Genomic DNA, 17644 nt, shown 5'->3' on the forward strand with positions numbered 1-17644 from the left:
AAATTTAAGGAATTGTTATGGGAAATAATTTGTTATCAGCAAAAGCGACGCTCCCTGTTTATGATCGTAATAACCTGGCCCCAAGAATTGTTCATTTAGGTTTTGGTGCATTTCACCGTGCGCATCAGGGCGTGTATGCCGATATTCTTGCTTCGGAACATTACAGTGACTGGGGATATTATGAGGTCAACTTAATCGGCGGCGAACAGCAAATTGCCGATTTACAACAGCAAGATAATCTTTATACCGTTGCGGAAATGTCGGCCGATGTGTGGACGGCTCGTGTCGTTGGCGTCGTTAAAAAAGCCTTGCACGTACAAATAGATGGCTTAGAAACCGTGCTGGCTGCGATGTGTGAACCGCAAATCGCGATTGTCTCTCTGACAATCACCGAAAAAGGGTATTTCCACTCTCCGGCGACCGGACAGTTAATGCTCGATCACCCGATGGTCGTTGCCGACGTGCAAAATCCCCACCAGCCGAAAACTGCAACAGGGGTGATTGTTGAGGTGCTGGCTCGCCGTAAAGCGGCAGGACTTCCCGCATTTACCGTCATGTCATGTGACAACATGCCAGAAAACGGTCATGTTATGCGTGACGTTGTCACTTCCTACGCGCAAGCTGTTGATGTAAAACTGGCACAATGGATCGAAGAAAACGTGACTTTCCCATCAACAATGGTGGACCGTATTGTGCCCGCAGTGACAGAGGATACGCTGGCGAAAATCGAACAACTTACCGGTGTGCGTGATCCTGCTGGCGTTGCCTGTGAACCTTTCCGCCAGTGGGTAATAGAAGATAACTTTGTTGCCGGACGTCCGGAATGGGAAAAAGCGGGAGCCGAACTGGTTAGTGATGTGCTGCCTTATGAAGAGATGAAGTTGCGCATGCTCAACGGCAGTCATTCATTCCTGGCGTATCTGGGTTATCTTGCCGGATATCAGCACATTAATGACTGCATGGAAGATGAACATTATCATCATGCAGCGTATGCCTTGATGTTGCAGGAACAAGCGCCGACGTTGAAAGTGCAGGGCGTTGATTTGCAAGATTACGCTAATCGATTAATTGAACGCTATAGCAACCCGGCGCTACGTCATCGAACCTGGCAGATTGCGATGGATGGCAGCCAGAAATTGCCACAGCGGATGTTGGATTCTGTTCGCTGGCATCTGGCGCATGACAGCAAGTTCGATCTGCTGGCGCTGGGCGTCGCGGGTTGGATGCGTTATGTCGGTGGTGTTGATGAACAGGGAAATCAGATAGAAATCAGTGACCCACTGTTACCTGTTATTCAGAAGGCAGTACAAAGTAGTGCTGAAGGGACAGCGCGCGTCCAGTCATTGCTGGCAATTAAGGCGATCTTTGGTGATGATTTACCAGGCAATAGTTTGTTTACGACAAAAGTAACGGAAGCGTACTTATCTTTATTAGCGCATGGCGCGAAAGCGACCGTGGCGAAATATTCCGTGAAGTAAAAAAAGCAATGCCGCCATCGGCGGCATTCACACGCTTAGTTCATGCCGAGACGAATCAGGTCCAGTGGTGCCAGTTTCTCTTCACAACCTTCAACAACTACGGTTTTTCCGCGGCGGATTTGCTCAGCGGTCAGACCTTCAGTATCAATCGACAGGATCTTGCCAGTGTGACCGGTGCCGCTAACCATAACACGGCTGCCAGTGGTGATTGCGTTACGGTTACGATCGTAGGTCGTCATAGGTGTTTTCTCCTTTCTGATTTACAGTCGAAGCCCACGTAACGGGCGCAATATAAATACTCCTGTCGAGTGAAATATTTTTTGTTTTTGATCAAGCTCACATCTTTTTTGATGCATGCATGAGCCAGATGACGGAGGGAAAAACTCTCACCCCGGATGGGATGAGAGGAAATGAATTACTCTTCGCTAAACCAGTCGCTGTTTTCCTGGCGGATCTGGCGCACGGATTCGCTGATTTCCTGCAAATGTTGCGTCATTGCACGTTCTACCGCATCGCCATCACGTTTTTGCAGGGCAGAGAAAATCTCAAGATGCTGGCGTAACAGCATTTCTGGTGGAGAAACGTGGTCGAAACTCATATAGCGCACGCGATCAACGGTCGCTTTCAGGTTCTCAATGGTATCCCACGCCAGTTGACAGTCGGCAATCTGCGTCAGGAGTTGATGGAAGTTGTCATCAAGTTCAAAAAAATCATCCAGTTGCTTGCGCTCAATGGCAATGCGTTGCTGGTGAAGATTTTGTTCCAGTTGGTAGCACTGGCTTTCGGTAATCATGCTCGCCGCCCGACGCGCCACCGCGCACTCAATGGCCTGACGGATAAAACTGCCGTTGTGCACCTGGGCCATGGAAATTTTGTTGACGTAGCTGCCACGCTGCGGACGAATTTGAATCAGGCCGTTTTCCGCCAGTTTAATAAAGGCTTCACGAACCGGCTGGCGTGACACATTGAAACGAACAGAAACTTCTTTTTCCGACAACGGTGTGCCTGGTGCAATCAGGCAATGGACAATGTCGCGGCGAAGAATACGATAAATCTGCTGATTGACAGGCTGTGTGGGATTAAGTTGCGTTTCGACGGTCATTCGTTCTTGCTTGTGAGTGAGTTAACTGCATGAGTCTACCACTTTTTTGTGACAAGCAATAACCCGGCAGTTACGCCGGGTATAAAAATTACTGACGGTGGACATTCAGTCCGGCATAGCTTTGGGTAACCGGCATCATTTCCAGGGTATTGATATTGACGTGAGCAGGCAGCGTTGACACCCACCAGACGGCTTCGCTGACATCTTCTGGCGTCAATGCAACTGTGTTTTGATAGGTTTTTTCGGCTTTACCGTCATCACCTTTAAAGCGGACATTAGAAAACTCGGTGCCACCCACCAGTCCCGGTTCGATGTCTGTGACACGTACTGCCGTACCGTGCAGATCTGTGCGTAGATTAAGGCTGAACTGACGAACAAACGCTTTCGTCGCACCATAAACGTTACCACCAGCATACGGCCAGCTGCCTGCCGTGGAGCCAATGTTAATGATATGACCATGATTACGTTCAACCATACCCGGTAAGACGGCCCGCGTCATATATACCAGGCCTTTGTTGTTGGTATCAATCATCGTTTCCCAGTCTTCAACGCTGGCTTTATGCGCAGGTTCCATGCCCAGCGCCAGACCGGCATTGTTTACCAGGATATCAATATTGCACCACTCGGCAGGAAGCGATGCCAGCATCTCTTCAATAGCGGCGCGATTACGAACGTCCAGTTGGGCGATATACAGATTATCACCCAGTTCGTCTTTTAACTCCTGCAACCGCTCCTGGCGACGGCCAGTGGCGATAACTTTATGCCCTTGTTGAATAAAACGACGAGTAATGCATTCACCAAAACCTGCCGTTGCTCCAGTTACTAAAACGATCATCTCACTGTTCCTCAACGCTTTTGTGTGTCAATAACATAGCACGTGATGCTTAAGAGCGGGTAATACTGGTTTGCAAGATTGCACTCCGTTATCAGTAAGCCTACGCTATGGAACACCTCGCGTTCAGGAGAAGAAAATGACAACAATGAATCCTTTCCTTGTGCAAAGCACACTGCCGTATCTGGCTCCCCATTTTGATCAAATTGCCAATCGTCACTATCGACCGGCATTTGATGAGGGAATGCAGCAAAAGCGGGCCGAAATTGCCGCCATTGCGCTCAACCCGCAAACACCTGATTTCAACAATACTATTCTGGCACTGGAGCAGAGTGGGGAACTGCTGACCCGCGTCACCAGCGTTTTTTTTGCGATGACTGCGGCGCATACCAATGATGAATTACAGCGTCTTGATGAGCAGTTTTCCGCTGAACTGGCAGAACTGGCTAATGATATCTATCTGAACGGTGAATTATTCGCGCGAGTAGATGCTGTCTGGCAGCGACGTGAATCCGAGGGGCTTGATAGTGAATCCATTCGCCTGGTGGAGGTTATTCATCAACGTTTTGTCCTTGCCGGAGCCAAACTTGCACAAGCTGATAAAGCAAAATTAAAAGTTCTTAATACAGAAGCTGCGACCCTGACCAGCCAGTTTAACCAGCGGTTACTGGCAGCAAATAAATCCGGCGGTCTGGTTCTGGACGATATTGCGCAACTGGCTGGGATGAGCGAACAGGAGATTGCGCTGGCGGCAGAGGCGGCTCGCGAGAAAGGTCTGGATAACAAATGGCTTATTCCGCTGCTGAATACCACCCAGCAACCGGCGCTTGCTGAACTTCGCGATCGCGCGACGCGTGAAAAACTATTCACTGCGGGCTGGACGCGGGCAGAAAAAAATGACGCTAACGATACCCGTGCCATTATTCAACGGCTTGTGGAGATCCGCGCGCAGCAGGCAAAACTGCTTGGCTTCCCTCATTATGCCCCATGGAAAATCGCCGATCAGATGGCAAAAACGCCAGAAGCAGCACTCAACTTTATGCGGGAAATTGTTCCAGCGGCGCGTCAACGTGCGAGCGATGAATTAGCCTCCATACAGGCGGTTATCGATAAGCAGCAGGGCGGGTTTAGCGCGCAGCCGTGGGACTGGGCATTTTATGCCGAGCAGGTAAGACGTGAGAAATTCGATCTCGATGAAGCGCAGCTCAAACCTTATTTCGAATTAAACACGGTGTTGAATGAAGGCGTATTCTGGACTGCGAATCAGCTCTTCGGTATTAAGTTTGTCGAACGTTTTGATATTCCTGTCTACCATCCTGACGTTCGTGTGTGGGAAATTTTTGATCATAATGGCGTGGGGCTGGCGTTATTTTACGGTGATTTCTTCGCCCGTGATTCAAAAAGCGGCGGTGCATGGATGGGCAATTTTGTTGAGCAATCAACGCTGAATGAAACGCATCCGGTAATTTATAACGTCTGCAATTATCAGAAACCCGCTGCCGGTGAACCTGCGTTGTTACTCTGGGATGATGTGATAACCTTATTCCATGAATTTGGTCATACGCTGCACGGCCTTTTTGCCCGCCAGCGTTATGCCACGCTTTCCGGTACCAACACGCCGCGTGATTTTGTCGAATTTCCGTCGCAAATCAACGAACACTGGGCAACGTATCCGCAGGTATTCGCTCGCTACGCCCGGCATTATCAGAGCGGGGCAGCAATGCCTGACGAACTGCAACAGAAAATGCGTAATGCCAGCCTGTTCAATAAAGGGTATGAGATGAGCGAACTGCTTAGCGCCGCGCTTCTCGATATGCGCTGGCATTGCCTGGAAGAAAACGAAGCAATGCAGGAGGTAGATGATTTCGAATTGCGGGCGCTGGTGGCGGAAAATATGGATCTTCCTGCTATACCGCCACGCTATCGCAGCAGTTATTTCGCCCATATTTTTGGGGGCGGATATGCCGCAGGTTATTACGCTTATCTGTGGACGCAAATGTTGGCCGATGATGGTTACCAGTGGTTTGTTGAGCAGGGCGGATTAACGCGTGAAAATGGGCTGCGTTTTCGCGAGGCGATCCTTTCCAGAGGTAACAGCGAAGATCTGGAACGCCTGTATCGACAATGGCGCGGTAAGGCACCTCAGATTATGCCGATGCTGCAACATCGTGGCTTGAACGTATAAACACAACCAATGGCTGGCCTGGATTTATCGCCAGACCAGCCTCGTTATAGCAGTAATTGCAGCAGCTGGGCGAGGGCAAACCTCACCGCTAAAGCTAATACCGTTTCGCAGTCGCCAGCAAAATGCATAACCGCAGTGTAGTTCTGGCCTTTAATATGCCACGCGAACCAGACGGTACCCGCTGGCGTACCATCTTCACCGCCCTCCGGTCCGCCGTAGCCGGTAATGGCAATACTGACATCAGCATCCGCACGCTCTATGGCACCGGTTGCCATTTCTGCTGCCACTTTCTCACTCACCGCAGAATATCGTTCAAGAGATTGCTGGCTTACGCTGAGGATTTTCATCTTTGCCTGATCGGTGAAAGTAACAAATCCTGCACCGTAAAATTTGGGTGTATCTTCAGCTGCACACAGGGCGCTAGCCAACTTACCGCCGGTGCATGATTCGGCGGTAGTTAAGCGTAATTGATCCGCGATAAGTCTTTGACTCAACGCGGATGTCAGGTTTTCAATAGTGTCGGTATCTGCGAGTTGTACAATTTTATCTTTATTAATGTTCACTGTTTTTTGTCCACGCTATTATATGTAAAGGTGATTTGCTTTTTCTGTATGCTCGTCCAATATAATAATTTTCAAACATATAAATCCGATTATTCTGAAAATATGTTTAAGACTCTTCAATCTTCTTAACTTTAGTGAGTTAAATTCTCTGAATATTTGACAGCTAGTTGGCTGATTTTAAATGCCTTATAACAATTGGCAGTATTCTTATTTGGCAATTATAAAAATAGCAACCAGACTTAATAAGTCAAACCAAACGCAATTAAGGAGTTAGTATGAAATTTCAGTCCATTGTATTAGCAAGTTTTCTTGTCATGCCTTATGCGTTGGCAGATGACCAGGGCGGTTTAAAACAGGATGCAGCGCCACCGCCGCCTCATGCAATAGAAGATGGCTATCGCGGAACCGATGATGCAAAAAAAATGACCGTTGATTTCGCAAAAACCATGCATGATGGCGCTTCGGTTTCACTACGCGGTAATTTGATTTCTCACAAAGGAGAGGACCGTTACGTTTTTCGCGATAAGAGCGGTGAAATTAATGTTGTTATTCCTGCGGCAGTCTTTGATGGACGAGAAGTTCAGCCGGACCAGATGATCAACATTAGCGGCAGTCTGGATAAGAAAAGCGCGCCGGCCGTCGTTCGGGTCACTCATTTGCAGAAATAAAAATAAATTAGCCTGATGGCCTGAACTACTGGGCCATTAGGGTATTGGGTTATGCTATTTGTCATCCTTTTAATTGCGATAATGCAGAGTTAATTTATAGAATTAAACACTTTTTTATCTGCTGATTTTGTTTTAAATCACAATGTTATCTCAGAGATGCTCATAACTTCGGATTTCTATGAAAATATTGACGTAATTTTGCTTTTCTCTCGTTAGAATAGCGCGCACAAGGAACTGTGAAAAAGGAGTGGCAATGATCAAGAAGACAACGGAAATTGATGCCATCTTGTTAAATCTCAATAAGGCTATCGATGCCCACTACCAGTGGCTGGTAAGTATGTTTCACAGCGTGGTCGCGAGAGATGCCAGTAAGCCAGAAATAACGGATAACCATTCTTATGGACTGTGCCAGTTTGGTCGGTGGATTGATCATCTGGGGCCACTCGATAACGATGAATTACCTTACGTTCGGCTAATGGATTCTGCCCATCAACATATGCATAACTGTGGTCGGGAATTAATGCTGGCTATTGTTGAAAATCACTGGCAGGACGCGCATTTCGACGCTTTTCAGGAAGGGTTACTTTCTTTTACTGCGGCATTAACCGATTACAAAATTTATTTACTGACGATCCGTAGCAATATGGATGTTTTGACGGGATTGCCGGGGCGTCGGGTTCTTGATGAATCCTTTGATCATCAGTTACGCAACGCTGAGCCTCTGAATCTTTATTTAATGTTGTTGGATATTGACCGATTTAAATTGGTTAATGATACCTACGGGCATTTAATCGGCGATGTAGTATTACGCACCCTGGCAACTTACTTAGCCAGTTGGACGCGTGATTACGAAACGGTTTATCGCTACGGGGGCGAAGAATTTATCATTATTGTCAAAGCGGCTAATGATGAAGAAGCATGTCGTGCAGGTGTCAGAATTTGCCAGTTAGTCGATAACCATGCCATCACACATTCTGAAGGGCATATCAACATTACCGTGACAGCAGGTGTGAGTCGCGCATTTCCTGAAGAGCCTCTGGATGTGGTCATTGGAAGAGCGGACCGGGCAATGTATGAGGGTAAGCAAACCGGAAGAAATCGCTGTATGTTTATTGACGAACAAAACGTGATTAACCGAGTTTAAGCTCCGTTTAACATTCATTGAGAAAACTGATGCTACTGTGTCAACGATCCGTTATCAGTGCAGGAAAATGCCTGTTAGCGTAAAAGCAAAACACAAATCTATCCATGCAAGCATTCACCGCCGGTTTACTGGCGGTTTTTTTTCGCCATCATAAAAATCAGGCCCCTTGTACACAACTGTAACAAGGGGCCGGTTAGGTGAGGGATTATCTCCGTTCATTAGTCATCCCATTTGTGGCTGAAATACGCGGCCAGAAAACCAGAAAATAAAATTATTCCCAGTACGGCCATAAAAACATTCATATTACCCAGCATTATTTGCCTCCGTTTATGGTGTGGTGTGTTTCCTCGCTTACCTTAATTTTCATCTCAATGAGAAAGATATTAGCAGAGGTAACCTAAACGAAGGCTGAATTAAATTTTTATTGTGTTCGACTTAAATCAACAAAGCGCGGGCTGCCCCCACGGTCTTGCACGAATTCCTTTTAACATCAGCACCCACGCAGCAACGATCACCAACGCTAAGATGATAAACAGCGAGAAAGGCGGCATACTGGTAAGCACTACGCCACTCACTAATGGGTTAATCGCCGCACCAAGCCAGCCTAAAGACTGGGCGGAAAAATAGCTGGCTTTCATTCCTGGCGGCGCAATATGGTCAATCAACATATACTCGCCCGGCGCATAAATGATTTCACCGACAGTAAATACCGCAGCTGACATACCCCACAATAGCAGGCTGTTGCCGGAAAAAATAAAACCGACCAGCCCAATGACGAAACAGAGGGTGCCTGCTGTCATCAGCGCGCGGATGTTAGCCGGGTTAAGGCGGCGGCCCACGGAATATTGCAACGTAACCACCATGGCAGCATTCACCGGAAGAACAACCGCGACCACCTTTTCGGCAAAATCCCCATCAGCAATCACCATCACATATTGTGAAATGCATGAAGCAAATGCGCCGCTAACAAAAGAAGCCAGAAAACCAGAGCAGGTAAACCACAACAGTGCTTTATCTTGTAATAAAACTTTCGGCGACCAGACACTGCCTGTTTCCGTGGCGATGATTTTCTCGCTGCGCTTTACCCAAATTTGAATGAAAAGCATGGGAAACGCGGAACAGATAGCTGCCAGCCAAAAGGGCAGATTGATGCTCTGCATCACCAACAGCGTGCCGAGCGGCGGACCGATTGTCCAGCCAATGTTGAGCATGGTGTAGTTGATTGAGAAGATTTTCGTTTTGCTGGTGGACGAAAGATTGTCGGCAAACCAGGCTTTCAGCACGGTAGCAAAAACGGAATAGGCGCAGTTAATAAGGGCAAAAAAGAGCACCACCAGCGTCACGTTATTCACTAAAGGAATGGCAATAAAACCGCTAGCGAAGGCGGTAATTGCCAGTAACATATAGCGTTTCTTGTCGAACTTATCCGCCAGGATACCAAAACCGAGGCTAAAAACGACGCCAATAGTGAGCGCAATTGTCATCGCATAACCGATTAGATCGACACTCAGGCTGTACTGGCGACTCAAGTAAATGGTCATAAATGGCAGCGTAGCGCCGCGTCCGATGGTTAATAACAACGACGAGGCAAGAAGGGCGCTGGTAGAGCGTCGTAGGGATAAGTTCATTTGTCTGTCCGGCAGTGCGTTTCGTTATGTTTTGTTTTAGAGATGTAAAGAAATAGCATGGCAAAAATCCGAAGTATAGCGACTTATTTGCGCATTAATGCCGTCGTAACCGGCGACTAACGAATCAACTGTTAAAGAAAAGTAAATTCAGCTAAGTTGATTGCTTACAAAAGATGAAATTCAGAGGCGGTAGAATGTCGCGAAAAGATGGGGTGTTGGCGCTACTGGTAGTGGTCGTATGGGGGCTAAATTTTGTGGTCATCAAAGTGGGGCTTCATAACATGCCACCGCTGATGCTGGCCGGTTTGCGCTTTATGCTGGTCGCTTTTCCGGCCATCTTTTTTGTCGCACGACCGAAAGTACCACTGAATTTGCTGCTGGGGTATGGATTAACCATCAGTTTTGCGCAGTTTGCCTTTCTGTTCTGTGCCATAAATTTTGGTATGCCTGCTGGGCTGGCCTCACTGGTATTACAGGCTCAGGCGTTTTTTACTATTGTGCTCGGTGCGTTTACTTTTGGCGAACGGCTGCACGGTAAGCAACTGGCGGGGATCGCGTTAGCGATTTTTGGCGTACTGGTGTTAATCGAAGATAGTTTTAACGGTCAGCATGTGGCGATGCTCGGCTTTATGTTGACCCTGGCGGCAGCATTTAGTTGGGCGTGCGGCAATATCTTCAATAAAAAAATCATGTCACACTCAACGCGTCCGGCAGTGATGTCGCTGGTCATCTGGAGCGCATTAATCCCGATCATTCCTTTCTTTGTTGCCTCGCTGATTCTCGATGGTTCCGCAACCATGATTCACAGCCTGGTCACTATCGATATGACCACCATCTTGTCTCTGATGTATCTGGCGTTTGTGGCGACAATTGTTGGTTATGGGATCTGGGGGACGTTACTGGGACGCTATGAAACCTGGCGGGTTGCACCGTTATCGTTACTGGTGCCCGTAGTAGGACTGGCAAGTGCGGCACTATTGCTGGATGAACGCTTAACGGGTCTGCAATTCTTTGGTGCGGTGCTCATTATGACCGGGCTATATATCAATGTGTTTGGTATGCGGTGGCGTAAAGCAGTGAAAGTGAGAGGCTAAAAAGCCCCGAGATGTCGGGGCCAGAATAAACTATATAGCGTGTTGATTATAATAGGGCACGCCAAGCGCATCCGATTTATCACTGCCTGTGCTCATGTGGTTAAAATCAAATGGTGATTGTTCCGGTGATGGAGGAATAACCACCACATTGCCACAGGAAGTAACAACCGGCTGCGTGGTTTGTTCCGCAAAGCTCTGCGCAGAGAAGAGAATAAGCGCGGTTACCATTGCGGATAAAAGTGGTTTCATGATTGCCTCAGTGACGTTGTCACGTTATCAACTAGCTGTTGTAATGATTTAATGGATGTAAAAAGCGCGATTCGCCCTGCATATTGGTCATCCGGTATTTATGTGGCGGAACATCAAAGTAATTTTTGAAGGTTCGGGTCAGAGTTTGTTGCGACTCGAAGCCATATCGTTCTGCCAGATAGAGTATCGGCTCGTTACTTTCCTTCAGCTTTTGCGCGATTTCCGTCATCTTACGGCTGCGGATGTATTGGCCTAATGAATGACCGGTTTCTTTTTTAAACATCCGTTGCAGGTGCCATTTGGAGTAACCCGAACGCTCTGACACTTTCTCCAGTGACAGTGGCGATTCCAGGTTATCCTCGATCCAGTCCAAAATGCTATGAATGGTAATAGCGTCAGTATTGCGTCTGGACATCGTCATACCTCTTTTTTTGTTTACGGCAGGACTTTCTTAAGCAAATGCTCAAGTGTTGCCACTTCGTCCGCCGTCAGGTTTTTTGTTAATTCTTGATGCAGGTCCTGGCCAACTAATTGATGGCATTGTTCACATATTGCCGCGCCGCTGGTGGTAAGTTTTACCAGTACGCCGCGCTTATCATTCGGGTTCGGCAACCTTTCCACCCAGCCTTTACAAACCAGGCGATCCAGCATACGGGTCAGCGCTCCCAGGTCGACCGACAACACTTTTTTCAGTTCAACCGGAGTAATACACGACGCGCAGCGGATAGAGCAGAGCACCTTAAACTGTGCCGCGGTAATATCCAGCGGAGACAGATACTCGTTAAGCAGGCGATCTTTCTTCTGATTAACCATATGGATTAAGCGACCCAATGGAATAATTTCATTGAACAGATCGCTGGTACTTTTCACATTAGTTGCCCTGGCAAGTAATTAGTTGCAGGGGATAATATTGCCCAGGCAAGTATAAGTCAAATGAATGAATTGACCGATGCCACGTTTTGCTAAATCGGTTCAAGTTTTGGTCAATGCGATTCAAGGCTAGCTAAAGAGTGACACTTTATCGTTGTTTACCCCTTATACTTTTCGCTGATAACCCAGATACACAGGATAACAACCACCAATGTTAGATTTATTTAAAGCAATTGGCCTGGGGCTGGTGGTGTTACTGCCGTTAGCTAACCCATTAACAACTGTCGCGTTATTTCTTGGCCTGGCAGGCAACATGAACAGTGCTGAACGTAATCGTCAGTCGTTGATGGCCTCGGTGTACGTATTTGCCATCATGATGGTGGCGTATTACGCCGGGCAACTGGTGATGGATACATTTGGCATTTCGATTCCCGGTCTGCGAATTGCAGGCGGCTTAATCGTCGCGTTTATCGGTTTTCGGATGCTCTTTCCGCAACAGAAAGCGATTGATTCACCGGAAGCGAAAAGCAAGTCGGAAGAGCTGGAAGATGAACCCAGCGCCAATATTGCCTTTGTACCTCTGGCAATGCCTAGTACCGCCGGTCCGGGAACCATTGCGATGATTATTAGCTCGGCGTCCACTGTGCGTCAGAGTTCAACCTTCGCTGATTGGGTACTGATGGCTGCGCCGCCGCTGATCTTTTTCCTGGTGGCGGTTATTTTGTGGGGAAGTCTACGCAGCTCTGGCGCAATTATGCGGCTGGTGGGCAAGGGGGGAATTGAAGCGATCTCCCGTCTGATGGGATTCCTGCTGGTATGTATGGGTGTGCAGTTTATTATTAACGGCATCCTGGAAATCATTAAAACGTATCATTAAAAAAGGCCCAAATGGGCCTTTCAACTATTGCGTCTGTTCTTCGAGTGTCACTGGCCAGCGGCGAAAAATGATGATTGACCATATTAACGCGGCAAAAGCAGGCACCGCGCCCACATAACCAATCATCGACATTGACCAGTGCAGACTGACCTGATTACCTACCAACGCGCCAGCGCCGATTCCAATATTAAATATTCCCGAGAATAGCGCCATCGCGACGTCGGTGGCATCTGGTGCCAGCGCCAGCACTTTAACCTGCATACCAAGCCCGATGATCATCATCGCGATCCCCCAGAAAATACTCAGCACCCCGAGGTGTATTTCACTGTTCGCCGCAGGTAGCAGTAATGCAAGGCAGACCAGCAACAGCGCAATCGCCGTACTCACCAACGTAGACGCATACTGATTACCCAGTTTACCGAAAATAACGCTGCCAATAATGCCTGCACCACCGAGTAATAACAGTAATGCCGTGGCAAAGTTGGCGCTGAATCCCGCAATGTTTTGCACAAAAGGCTCGATATAGCTGTATGCCGTGTAATGGGCGGTGACAACCACCACAGTTAACAAATAAATGCTCATCAATGCCGGGCGGCGGAACAATAGCGGAAGGCTTTTCAACGACCCTGAATGCTCGCTGGGGAGTAAGGGAAGTAACTTAATCAGGCACAGAAGGGTGATAAATGCCCCGATACCGATCGCGAAGAAGGTCATACGCCAACCGAAATACTGCCCCACAATGCGCCCGAGAGGTAAACCTAATACCATCGCCAGAGCTGTACCGGTGGCAATTAAACTCAATGCCTGTGCTCGCTTTCCGGCCGGAGCCATACGGATCGCCAGAGACGCCGTAATCGACCAGAAAATCGCATGTGCAAAAGCTACACCAATGCGACTGATCACCAGAACGGTAAAGCTCCACGACAAAAAAGACAGTACATGGCTGGCAATAAACACCACAAACAGGCAGATCAGTAATTTGCGGCGTTCAACCTGGCTTGTCATTAGCATAAAAGGCAATGACATTAGCGCCACTACCCATGCATAAATGGTTAACATGATACCGACTTGAGCGGTTTGCATATGGAAACTTTGTGCGATGTCAGAAAGCAGGCCAACAGGGACAAATTCGGTAGTATTGAAGATGAAAGCGGCGACTGCCAACGTAACGACCCGTAGCCACGCCACTTTGCGGGAAACAGTGTTTGTTGTCATAACAGATTATCGGGTGAGTTGCGAAAAGTAATGAAATGATCTTAAAACGGTTAATGATGTGAATACAATGCATTTGTGATCTGGATCGCGTTTTTCGTTTCTCTGACGCTGATTCTGTTCCGCGTCAGAGAGTCGGTAACATCACATTTTAATGACGATCAGGAAGGTCTGGCGTTTTGGTGGCTGATGGTAAAGATGGCCTCACAGGGGAACGAGGCCTGTTGTCCAGTAGTTCTTCGTTACTAATTTTGGGCGGAATTTCATTTTTTACAAAAAGTTTTAAAATCTTGCGTGCCATACGATGGATACTTTTATCTTCACTTAATAATGCCGGTATCAACACATCATTCAGGTCATTTTCATTAGGTTTCATAAAAATTTGAAAGTGCAATAACATATTTGTAAAAAATAAGAATAGACTCTGAAAGTGAGGTATTTCTTTGTTTGATAAAAGCGATAAAAAGCAGATACAAACTTCAGGTAGTACTTGTTTGTTAGAACCTAATGAATCCATGAGGTTTTGTAATAACTCCTCTTTTAATGGGCTATCCTGTATGTCGTAGATGGCGGTGATTAAGTTTGGGTTTTTATTCGCGAACCACCTGTGGACCTGCGGCTTATTCCATAGTCGGGGGAGTATGACAAAATTACCACGAGAGATAAAGTTCAGTACGAATAAATCAAACTGACGTAAGTAATCTGCAGCGGTATGATGCTCAGGAGGAAGAGGTTCAATATGTGGAGTATGAGACCTTTTGATGGGGACGCCGGGGCTGATCATTGGAAATTGTTCAATAAAGTCATTAAGAAACAGAAAGAGCACACGCTCGACGCCGGCCTGAAAGGCCCGACCCATAGTGACAGGCTTTGGGTCGGGAGCACAATAAATATTAATTTCCCCATCGTGGCGAAAATTATCTAAATAAATAGGGCTTAAATTTATTACTACCTGAAATTCAATGTTTTCTTTATGTCTTCCATTCTTAACAGGATAAGTGAGTTTAAATTGAACCTTTTCATTGTATAGCGTGTCGTTATCTCGGAAAGTTGTCCTCTGTATATAAGATAGGTTATCAAGATTATTGAATATCTTTTTGGTGTTTGAATTGATGTTTAAAGACGTACGCCACTCCTCATCACATATTATAATGCTGAGCGCATCAATAAAATCCTTCAAAACTTCTTTTACCTGAGGTGCAATATTGCGAACGGGAAAATCATCAGGAAGTGAGATGAAATTGCTGATGCTTACTGGCGTAACCATATTTGCCCCATATAGTCATAAGTCATCGGAACATCACTATATAGAGCATATGAGCTGCAAGAACTATCAAAAATAGCTCATTGGGAAGACTGTTTTGCTGAGTCAGGCACATCGAGCAGCTGAATAAACGCTTCAAGAGGACGCGTTTTCGCACCGCGACGCCAGACCAGCCAGGTTGTTAACCAACGCCATTGCTCAGCCAACGGCCACGCTTCAACCTGGTGATGCCCCGGCATACTTTCCAGCATTGAGCGTGGGATAAGTGCAATGCCCGCACCCGCAACCACACAGGCTAACATACCGTGATACGACTCCATTTCATGGATGGTCCCCGGCGCTGCACCGTCGGCATGAAACCAGCTTTCAAAGTGGCGACGATATGAACAATTGGCACGGAATGCATAAATGTTACAGCCATTAACCTGACTGGCGCGGGTTACTGGTGCATGTCCTTGTGGCGTGACAATCATCAACTCCTCGCGGTAGACCGGTATTCCATCAATAGCAGTATGGTTAATGGGCCCATCAATAAATGCCGCATTCAGTTTTCCCTCCAACACACCTTCCAGCATGGTGCCGGAAGGACCGGTGGAAAGCGAAAACTGAATTTTGGGATAACGACGGTTAAACTCCGCCAGCGTGGGCGGAATGCGCACTGCAGCGGTGCTTTCCAGCGAACCAAGAGAAAATAAACCCTGTGGCTCATCGCCAGCGACAACACTCCGCGCTTCATCCACTAACGCGAGAACGTGTTGGCTATAGCGTAAAAAGTTATGCCCGGCAGGCGAGAGACGTAAACGCTGATTCTCGCGAATAAACAGATCAACCCCCAGTTCTGTTTCCAGCTGGCGTAGACGGGTAGTGAGATTCGACGGGACGCGATGCACTTTTGCTGCAGCCTGGGTAATGCTGCCAGCTTCGGCAACCGCGTTGAACATCTCCAGTTGGGTCAGATCCATGGCATTCTCAATTCGTGAATAAGTGGCTTAATATTATTCATTTTCAAGCAAGAGTAAATCTGCGTATCTTTTTACCATAACCCATAAAGGAGATACCCCGATGACCATTACTCCGGCAACCCATGCAATTTCGATAAATCCTGCCACTGGTGAACAACTTTCTGTGCTGCCGTGGGCTGGCGCTGACGATATAGAAAACGCACTTCAGCTGGCGGCAGCAGGCTTTCGCGACTGGCGCGAGACAAATATAGATTATCGTGCTGAAAAACTGCGTGATATCGGTAAGGCTCTGCGCGCCCGTAGCGAAGAAATGGCGCAAATGATCACCCGTGAAATGGGCAAACCGATCAACCAGGCGCGTGCTGAAGTGGCGAAATCGGCGAATTTGTGTGACTGGTATGCAGAACATGGTCCGGCGATGCTGAAGGCGGAACCTACGCTGGTGGAAAATCAGCAGGCGGTTATTGAGTATCGACCGTTGGGGACGATTCTGGCGATTATGCCGTGGAATTTTCCGTTATGGCAGGTGATGCGTGGCGCTGTTCCCATCATTCTTGCAGGTAACGGCTACTTACTTAAACATGCGCCGAATGTGATGGGCTGTGCACAGCTCATTGCCCAGGTGTTTAAAGATGCGGGGATCCCGCAAGGCGTATATGGATGGCTGAATGCCGACAATGACGGTGTGAGTCAGATGATTAAAGATTCGCGCATTGCTGCAGTCACGGTGACCGGAAGTGTTCGTGCGGGAGCAGCTATTGGCGCACAGGCTGGAGCGGCACTGAAAAAATGCGTACTTGAACTGGGCGGTTCGGATCCGTTTATTGTACTTAACGATGCCGATCTGGAACTTGCGGTGAAAGCGGCGGTAGCCGGACGTTATCAGAATACTGGACAGGTTTGTGCAGCGGCAAAACGCTTTATTATCGAAGAGGGAATTGCTTCGGCATTTACCGAACGTTTTGTGGCAGCTGCGGCAGCCTTGAAAATGGGCGATCCCCGTGACGAAGAGAACGCTCTCGGACCAATGGCTCGTTTTGATTTACGTGATGAGCTGCATCATCAGGTAGAAAAAACTCTGGCTCAAGGTGCACGTTTGTTACTGGGCGGGGAAAAGCTGGCTGGGGCAGGTAACTACTATCCGCCAACGGTTCTGTCGAATGTCACACCAGAAATGACTGCTTTTCGGGAAGAGATGTTTGGCCCCGTTGCGGCAATCACTATTGCAAAGGATGCAGAACATGCGTTGGAACTGGCTAATGATAGCGAGTTCGGCCTTTCAGCGACCATTTTCAGCACCGACGAAACACGGGCCAGACAGATGGCGGCACGTCTGGAATGCGGTGGCGTGTTTATCAATGGTTATTGTGCCAGTGATGCGCGAGTTGCCTTTGGTGGCGTGAAGAAGAGTGGCTTTGGTCGTGAACTTTCCCATTTCGGTTTACATGAGTTCTGTAATATCCAGACGGTGTGGAAAGACCGGATCTGACGCTACATATTCAGCTCTGATATACTC

The 17644-nt window shown here is 47.7% G+C and carries 20 protein-coding genes; 7 read left to right on the plus strand and 13 right to left on the minus strand.

From position 1 onward, the window contains the following. The first annotated feature begins 17 nt into the window (after positions 1–17). Positions 18–1478: a mannitol dehydrogenase family protein gene (gene ydfI, locus AABJ99_RS12085; RefSeq protein WP_105278484.1), complete on the plus strand. Its 1461-nt coding sequence runs from the start codon at positions 18–20 to the stop codon at positions 1476–1478. 35 nt (positions 1479–1513) lie between these two features. Here ydfI and ydfZ read toward each other — a convergent pair whose 3' ends face one another. From ydfZ to ydfG, 3 genes are all read right to left on the minus strand, one after another. Beyond that, entirely contained in the window at positions 1514–1717 is a 204-nt protein-coding gene (gene ydfZ, locus AABJ99_RS12090; protein ID WP_000214712.1) for a putative selenium delivery protein YdfZ, read from the minus strand. Between the two features lie 176 nt (positions 1718–1893). Continuing rightward, entirely contained in the window at positions 1894–2580 is a 687-nt protein-coding gene (gene rspR, locus AABJ99_RS12095) for a DNA-binding transcriptional regulator rspR (RefSeq protein WP_000215540.1), read from the minus strand. An 88-nt stretch (positions 2581–2668) separates the two neighbouring features. Next, complete coding sequence (ydfG, locus tag AABJ99_RS12100) at positions 2669–3415, minus strand: bifunctional NADP-dependent 3-hydroxy acid dehydrogenase/3-hydroxypropionate dehydrogenase YdfG (protein WP_000636571.1); 747 nt, start codon at positions 3413–3415, stop codon at positions 2669–2671. 136 nt (positions 3416–3551) lie between these two features. On the opposite strand from ydfG, the gene dcp reads away from it, so the two are divergent. Continuing rightward, positions 3552–5597 carry a peptidyl-dipeptidase Dcp gene (gene dcp / locus AABJ99_RS12105; RefSeq protein ID WP_338387334.1) on the plus strand — a complete coding sequence of 682 codons (2046 nt, stop codon included), beginning with the start codon at positions 3552–3554 and terminating at the stop codon, positions 5595–5597. Positions 5598–5641: 44 nt separating this feature from the next. Here the strand turns inward: dcp and ydeJ are convergent, their stop codons facing one another. Next, entirely contained in the window at positions 5642–6160 is a 519-nt protein-coding gene (gene ydeJ / locus AABJ99_RS12110) for a 2-oxo-tetronate isomerase (protein ID WP_001024558.1), read from the minus strand. Positions 6161–6435: 275 nt separating this feature from the next. Between ydeJ and ydeI the strand changes: the two genes are divergently transcribed. Further along, positions 6436–6828, plus strand: coding sequence for a YdeI family stress tolerance OB fold protein (gene ydeI / locus AABJ99_RS12115; protein WP_032303060.1), 393 nt, complete (start codon positions 6436–6438; stop codon positions 6826–6828). A gap of 253 nt (positions 6829–7081) precedes the next feature. Continuing rightward, entirely contained in the window at positions 7082–7972 is an 891-nt protein-coding gene (gene dgcZ / locus AABJ99_RS12120; protein ID WP_000592814.1) for a diguanylate cyclase DgcZ, read from the plus strand. A 114-nt stretch (positions 7973–8086) separates the two neighbouring features. Here dgcZ and mgtT read toward each other — a convergent pair whose 3' ends face one another. From mgtT to ydeE, 3 genes are all read right to left on the minus strand, one after another. Continuing rightward, the gene (mgtT, locus tag AABJ99_RS12125) at positions 8087–8191 is read right to left on the minus strand and encodes a protein MgtT (protein ID WP_211180496.1); all 105 of its coding nucleotides are present in this window, start codon (positions 8189–8191) and stop codon (positions 8087–8089) included. Next, the gene (mgtS, locus tag AABJ99_RS12130) at positions 8191–8286 is read right to left on the minus strand and encodes a protein MgtS (protein WP_000901367.1); all 96 of its coding nucleotides are present in this window, start codon (positions 8284–8286) and stop codon (positions 8191–8193) included. Before mgtS ends, mgtT begins: the two co-directional genes overlap by 1 nt. Before the next feature lie 126 nt (positions 8287–8412). After that, on the minus strand, positions 8413–9600 hold the full coding sequence (gene ydeE / locus AABJ99_RS12135) for an efflux MFS transporter YdeE (protein WP_001054191.1): 1188 nt from the start codon (positions 9598–9600) through the stop codon (positions 8413–8415). A 194-nt stretch (positions 9601–9794) separates the two neighbouring features. Here ydeE and eamA point away from each other — a divergent pair, with 194 nt between their 5' ends. Continuing rightward, entirely contained in the window at positions 9795–10694 is a 900-nt protein-coding gene (gene eamA, locus AABJ99_RS12140) for an O-acetylserine/cysteine exporter (protein ID WP_032184269.1), read from the plus strand. A 30-nt stretch (positions 10695–10724) separates the two neighbouring features. Here the strand turns inward: eamA and marB are convergent, their stop codons facing one another. Genes marB through marR form a run of 3 tightly spaced genes read right to left on the minus strand, consistent with a single transcriptional unit; the run spans position 10725 to position 11813 of the window. After that, positions 10725–10943, minus strand: coding sequence for a multiple antibiotic resistance protein MarB (gene marB, locus AABJ99_RS12145; RefSeq protein ID WP_039021832.1), 219 nt, complete (start codon positions 10941–10943; stop codon positions 10725–10727). Between the two features lie 31 nt (positions 10944–10974). After that, positions 10975–11358, minus strand: coding sequence for an MDR efflux pump AcrAB transcriptional activator MarA (gene marA, locus AABJ99_RS12150; RefSeq protein ID WP_000091199.1), 384 nt, complete (start codon positions 11356–11358; stop codon positions 10975–10977). Between the two features lie 20 nt (positions 11359–11378). Next, positions 11379–11813 carry a multiple antibiotic resistance transcriptional regulator MarR gene (gene marR, locus AABJ99_RS12155; RefSeq protein WP_000843424.1) on the minus strand — a complete coding sequence of 145 codons (435 nt, stop codon included), beginning with the start codon at positions 11811–11813 and terminating at the stop codon, positions 11379–11381. A 211-nt stretch (positions 11814–12024) separates the two neighbouring features. Here marR and marC point away from each other — a divergent pair, with 211 nt between their 5' ends. Continuing rightward, complete coding sequence (gene marC / locus AABJ99_RS12160; protein ID WP_000885028.1) at positions 12025–12690, plus strand: NAAT family transporter MarC; 666 nt, start codon at positions 12025–12027, stop codon at positions 12688–12690. A gap of 24 nt (positions 12691–12714) precedes the next feature. Here marC and ydeA read toward each other — a convergent pair whose 3' ends face one another. From ydeA to ptrR, 3 genes are all read right to left on the minus strand, one after another. Further along, positions 12715–13905, minus strand: a complete 1191-nt coding sequence (gene ydeA / locus AABJ99_RS12165; protein WP_000210788.1) for an L-arabinose MFS transporter — start codon at positions 13903–13905, stop codon at positions 12715–12717. 148 nt (positions 13906–14053) lie between these two features. Then, on the minus strand, positions 14054–15169 hold the full coding sequence (yneK, locus tag AABJ99_RS12170; RefSeq protein WP_039021833.1) for a putative protein YneK: 1116 nt from the start codon (positions 15167–15169) through the stop codon (positions 14054–14056). Positions 15170–15246: 77 nt separating this feature from the next. Continuing rightward, the gene (ptrR, locus tag AABJ99_RS12175; RefSeq protein WP_039021834.1) at positions 15247–16128 is read right to left on the minus strand and encodes a putrescine utilization regulator PtrR; all 882 of its coding nucleotides are present in this window, start codon (positions 16126–16128) and stop codon (positions 15247–15249) included. Positions 16129–16228: 100 nt separating this feature from the next. Here ptrR and sad point away from each other — a divergent pair, with 100 nt between their 5' ends. Beyond that, positions 16229–17617 carry a succinate-semialdehyde dehydrogenase gene (sad, locus tag AABJ99_RS12180; protein WP_000156614.1) on the plus strand — a complete coding sequence of 463 codons (1389 nt, stop codon included), beginning with the start codon at positions 16229–16231 and terminating at the stop codon, positions 17615–17617. Positions 17618–17644: the final 27 nt, after the last annotated feature.

Origin of the sequence: Escherichia coli, from assembly GCF_036503815.1 — a bacterium.
In the GTDB taxonomy this organism is placed as follows: Bacteria; Pseudomonadota; Gammaproteobacteria; order Enterobacterales; family Enterobacteriaceae; genus Escherichia; species Escherichia coli_F.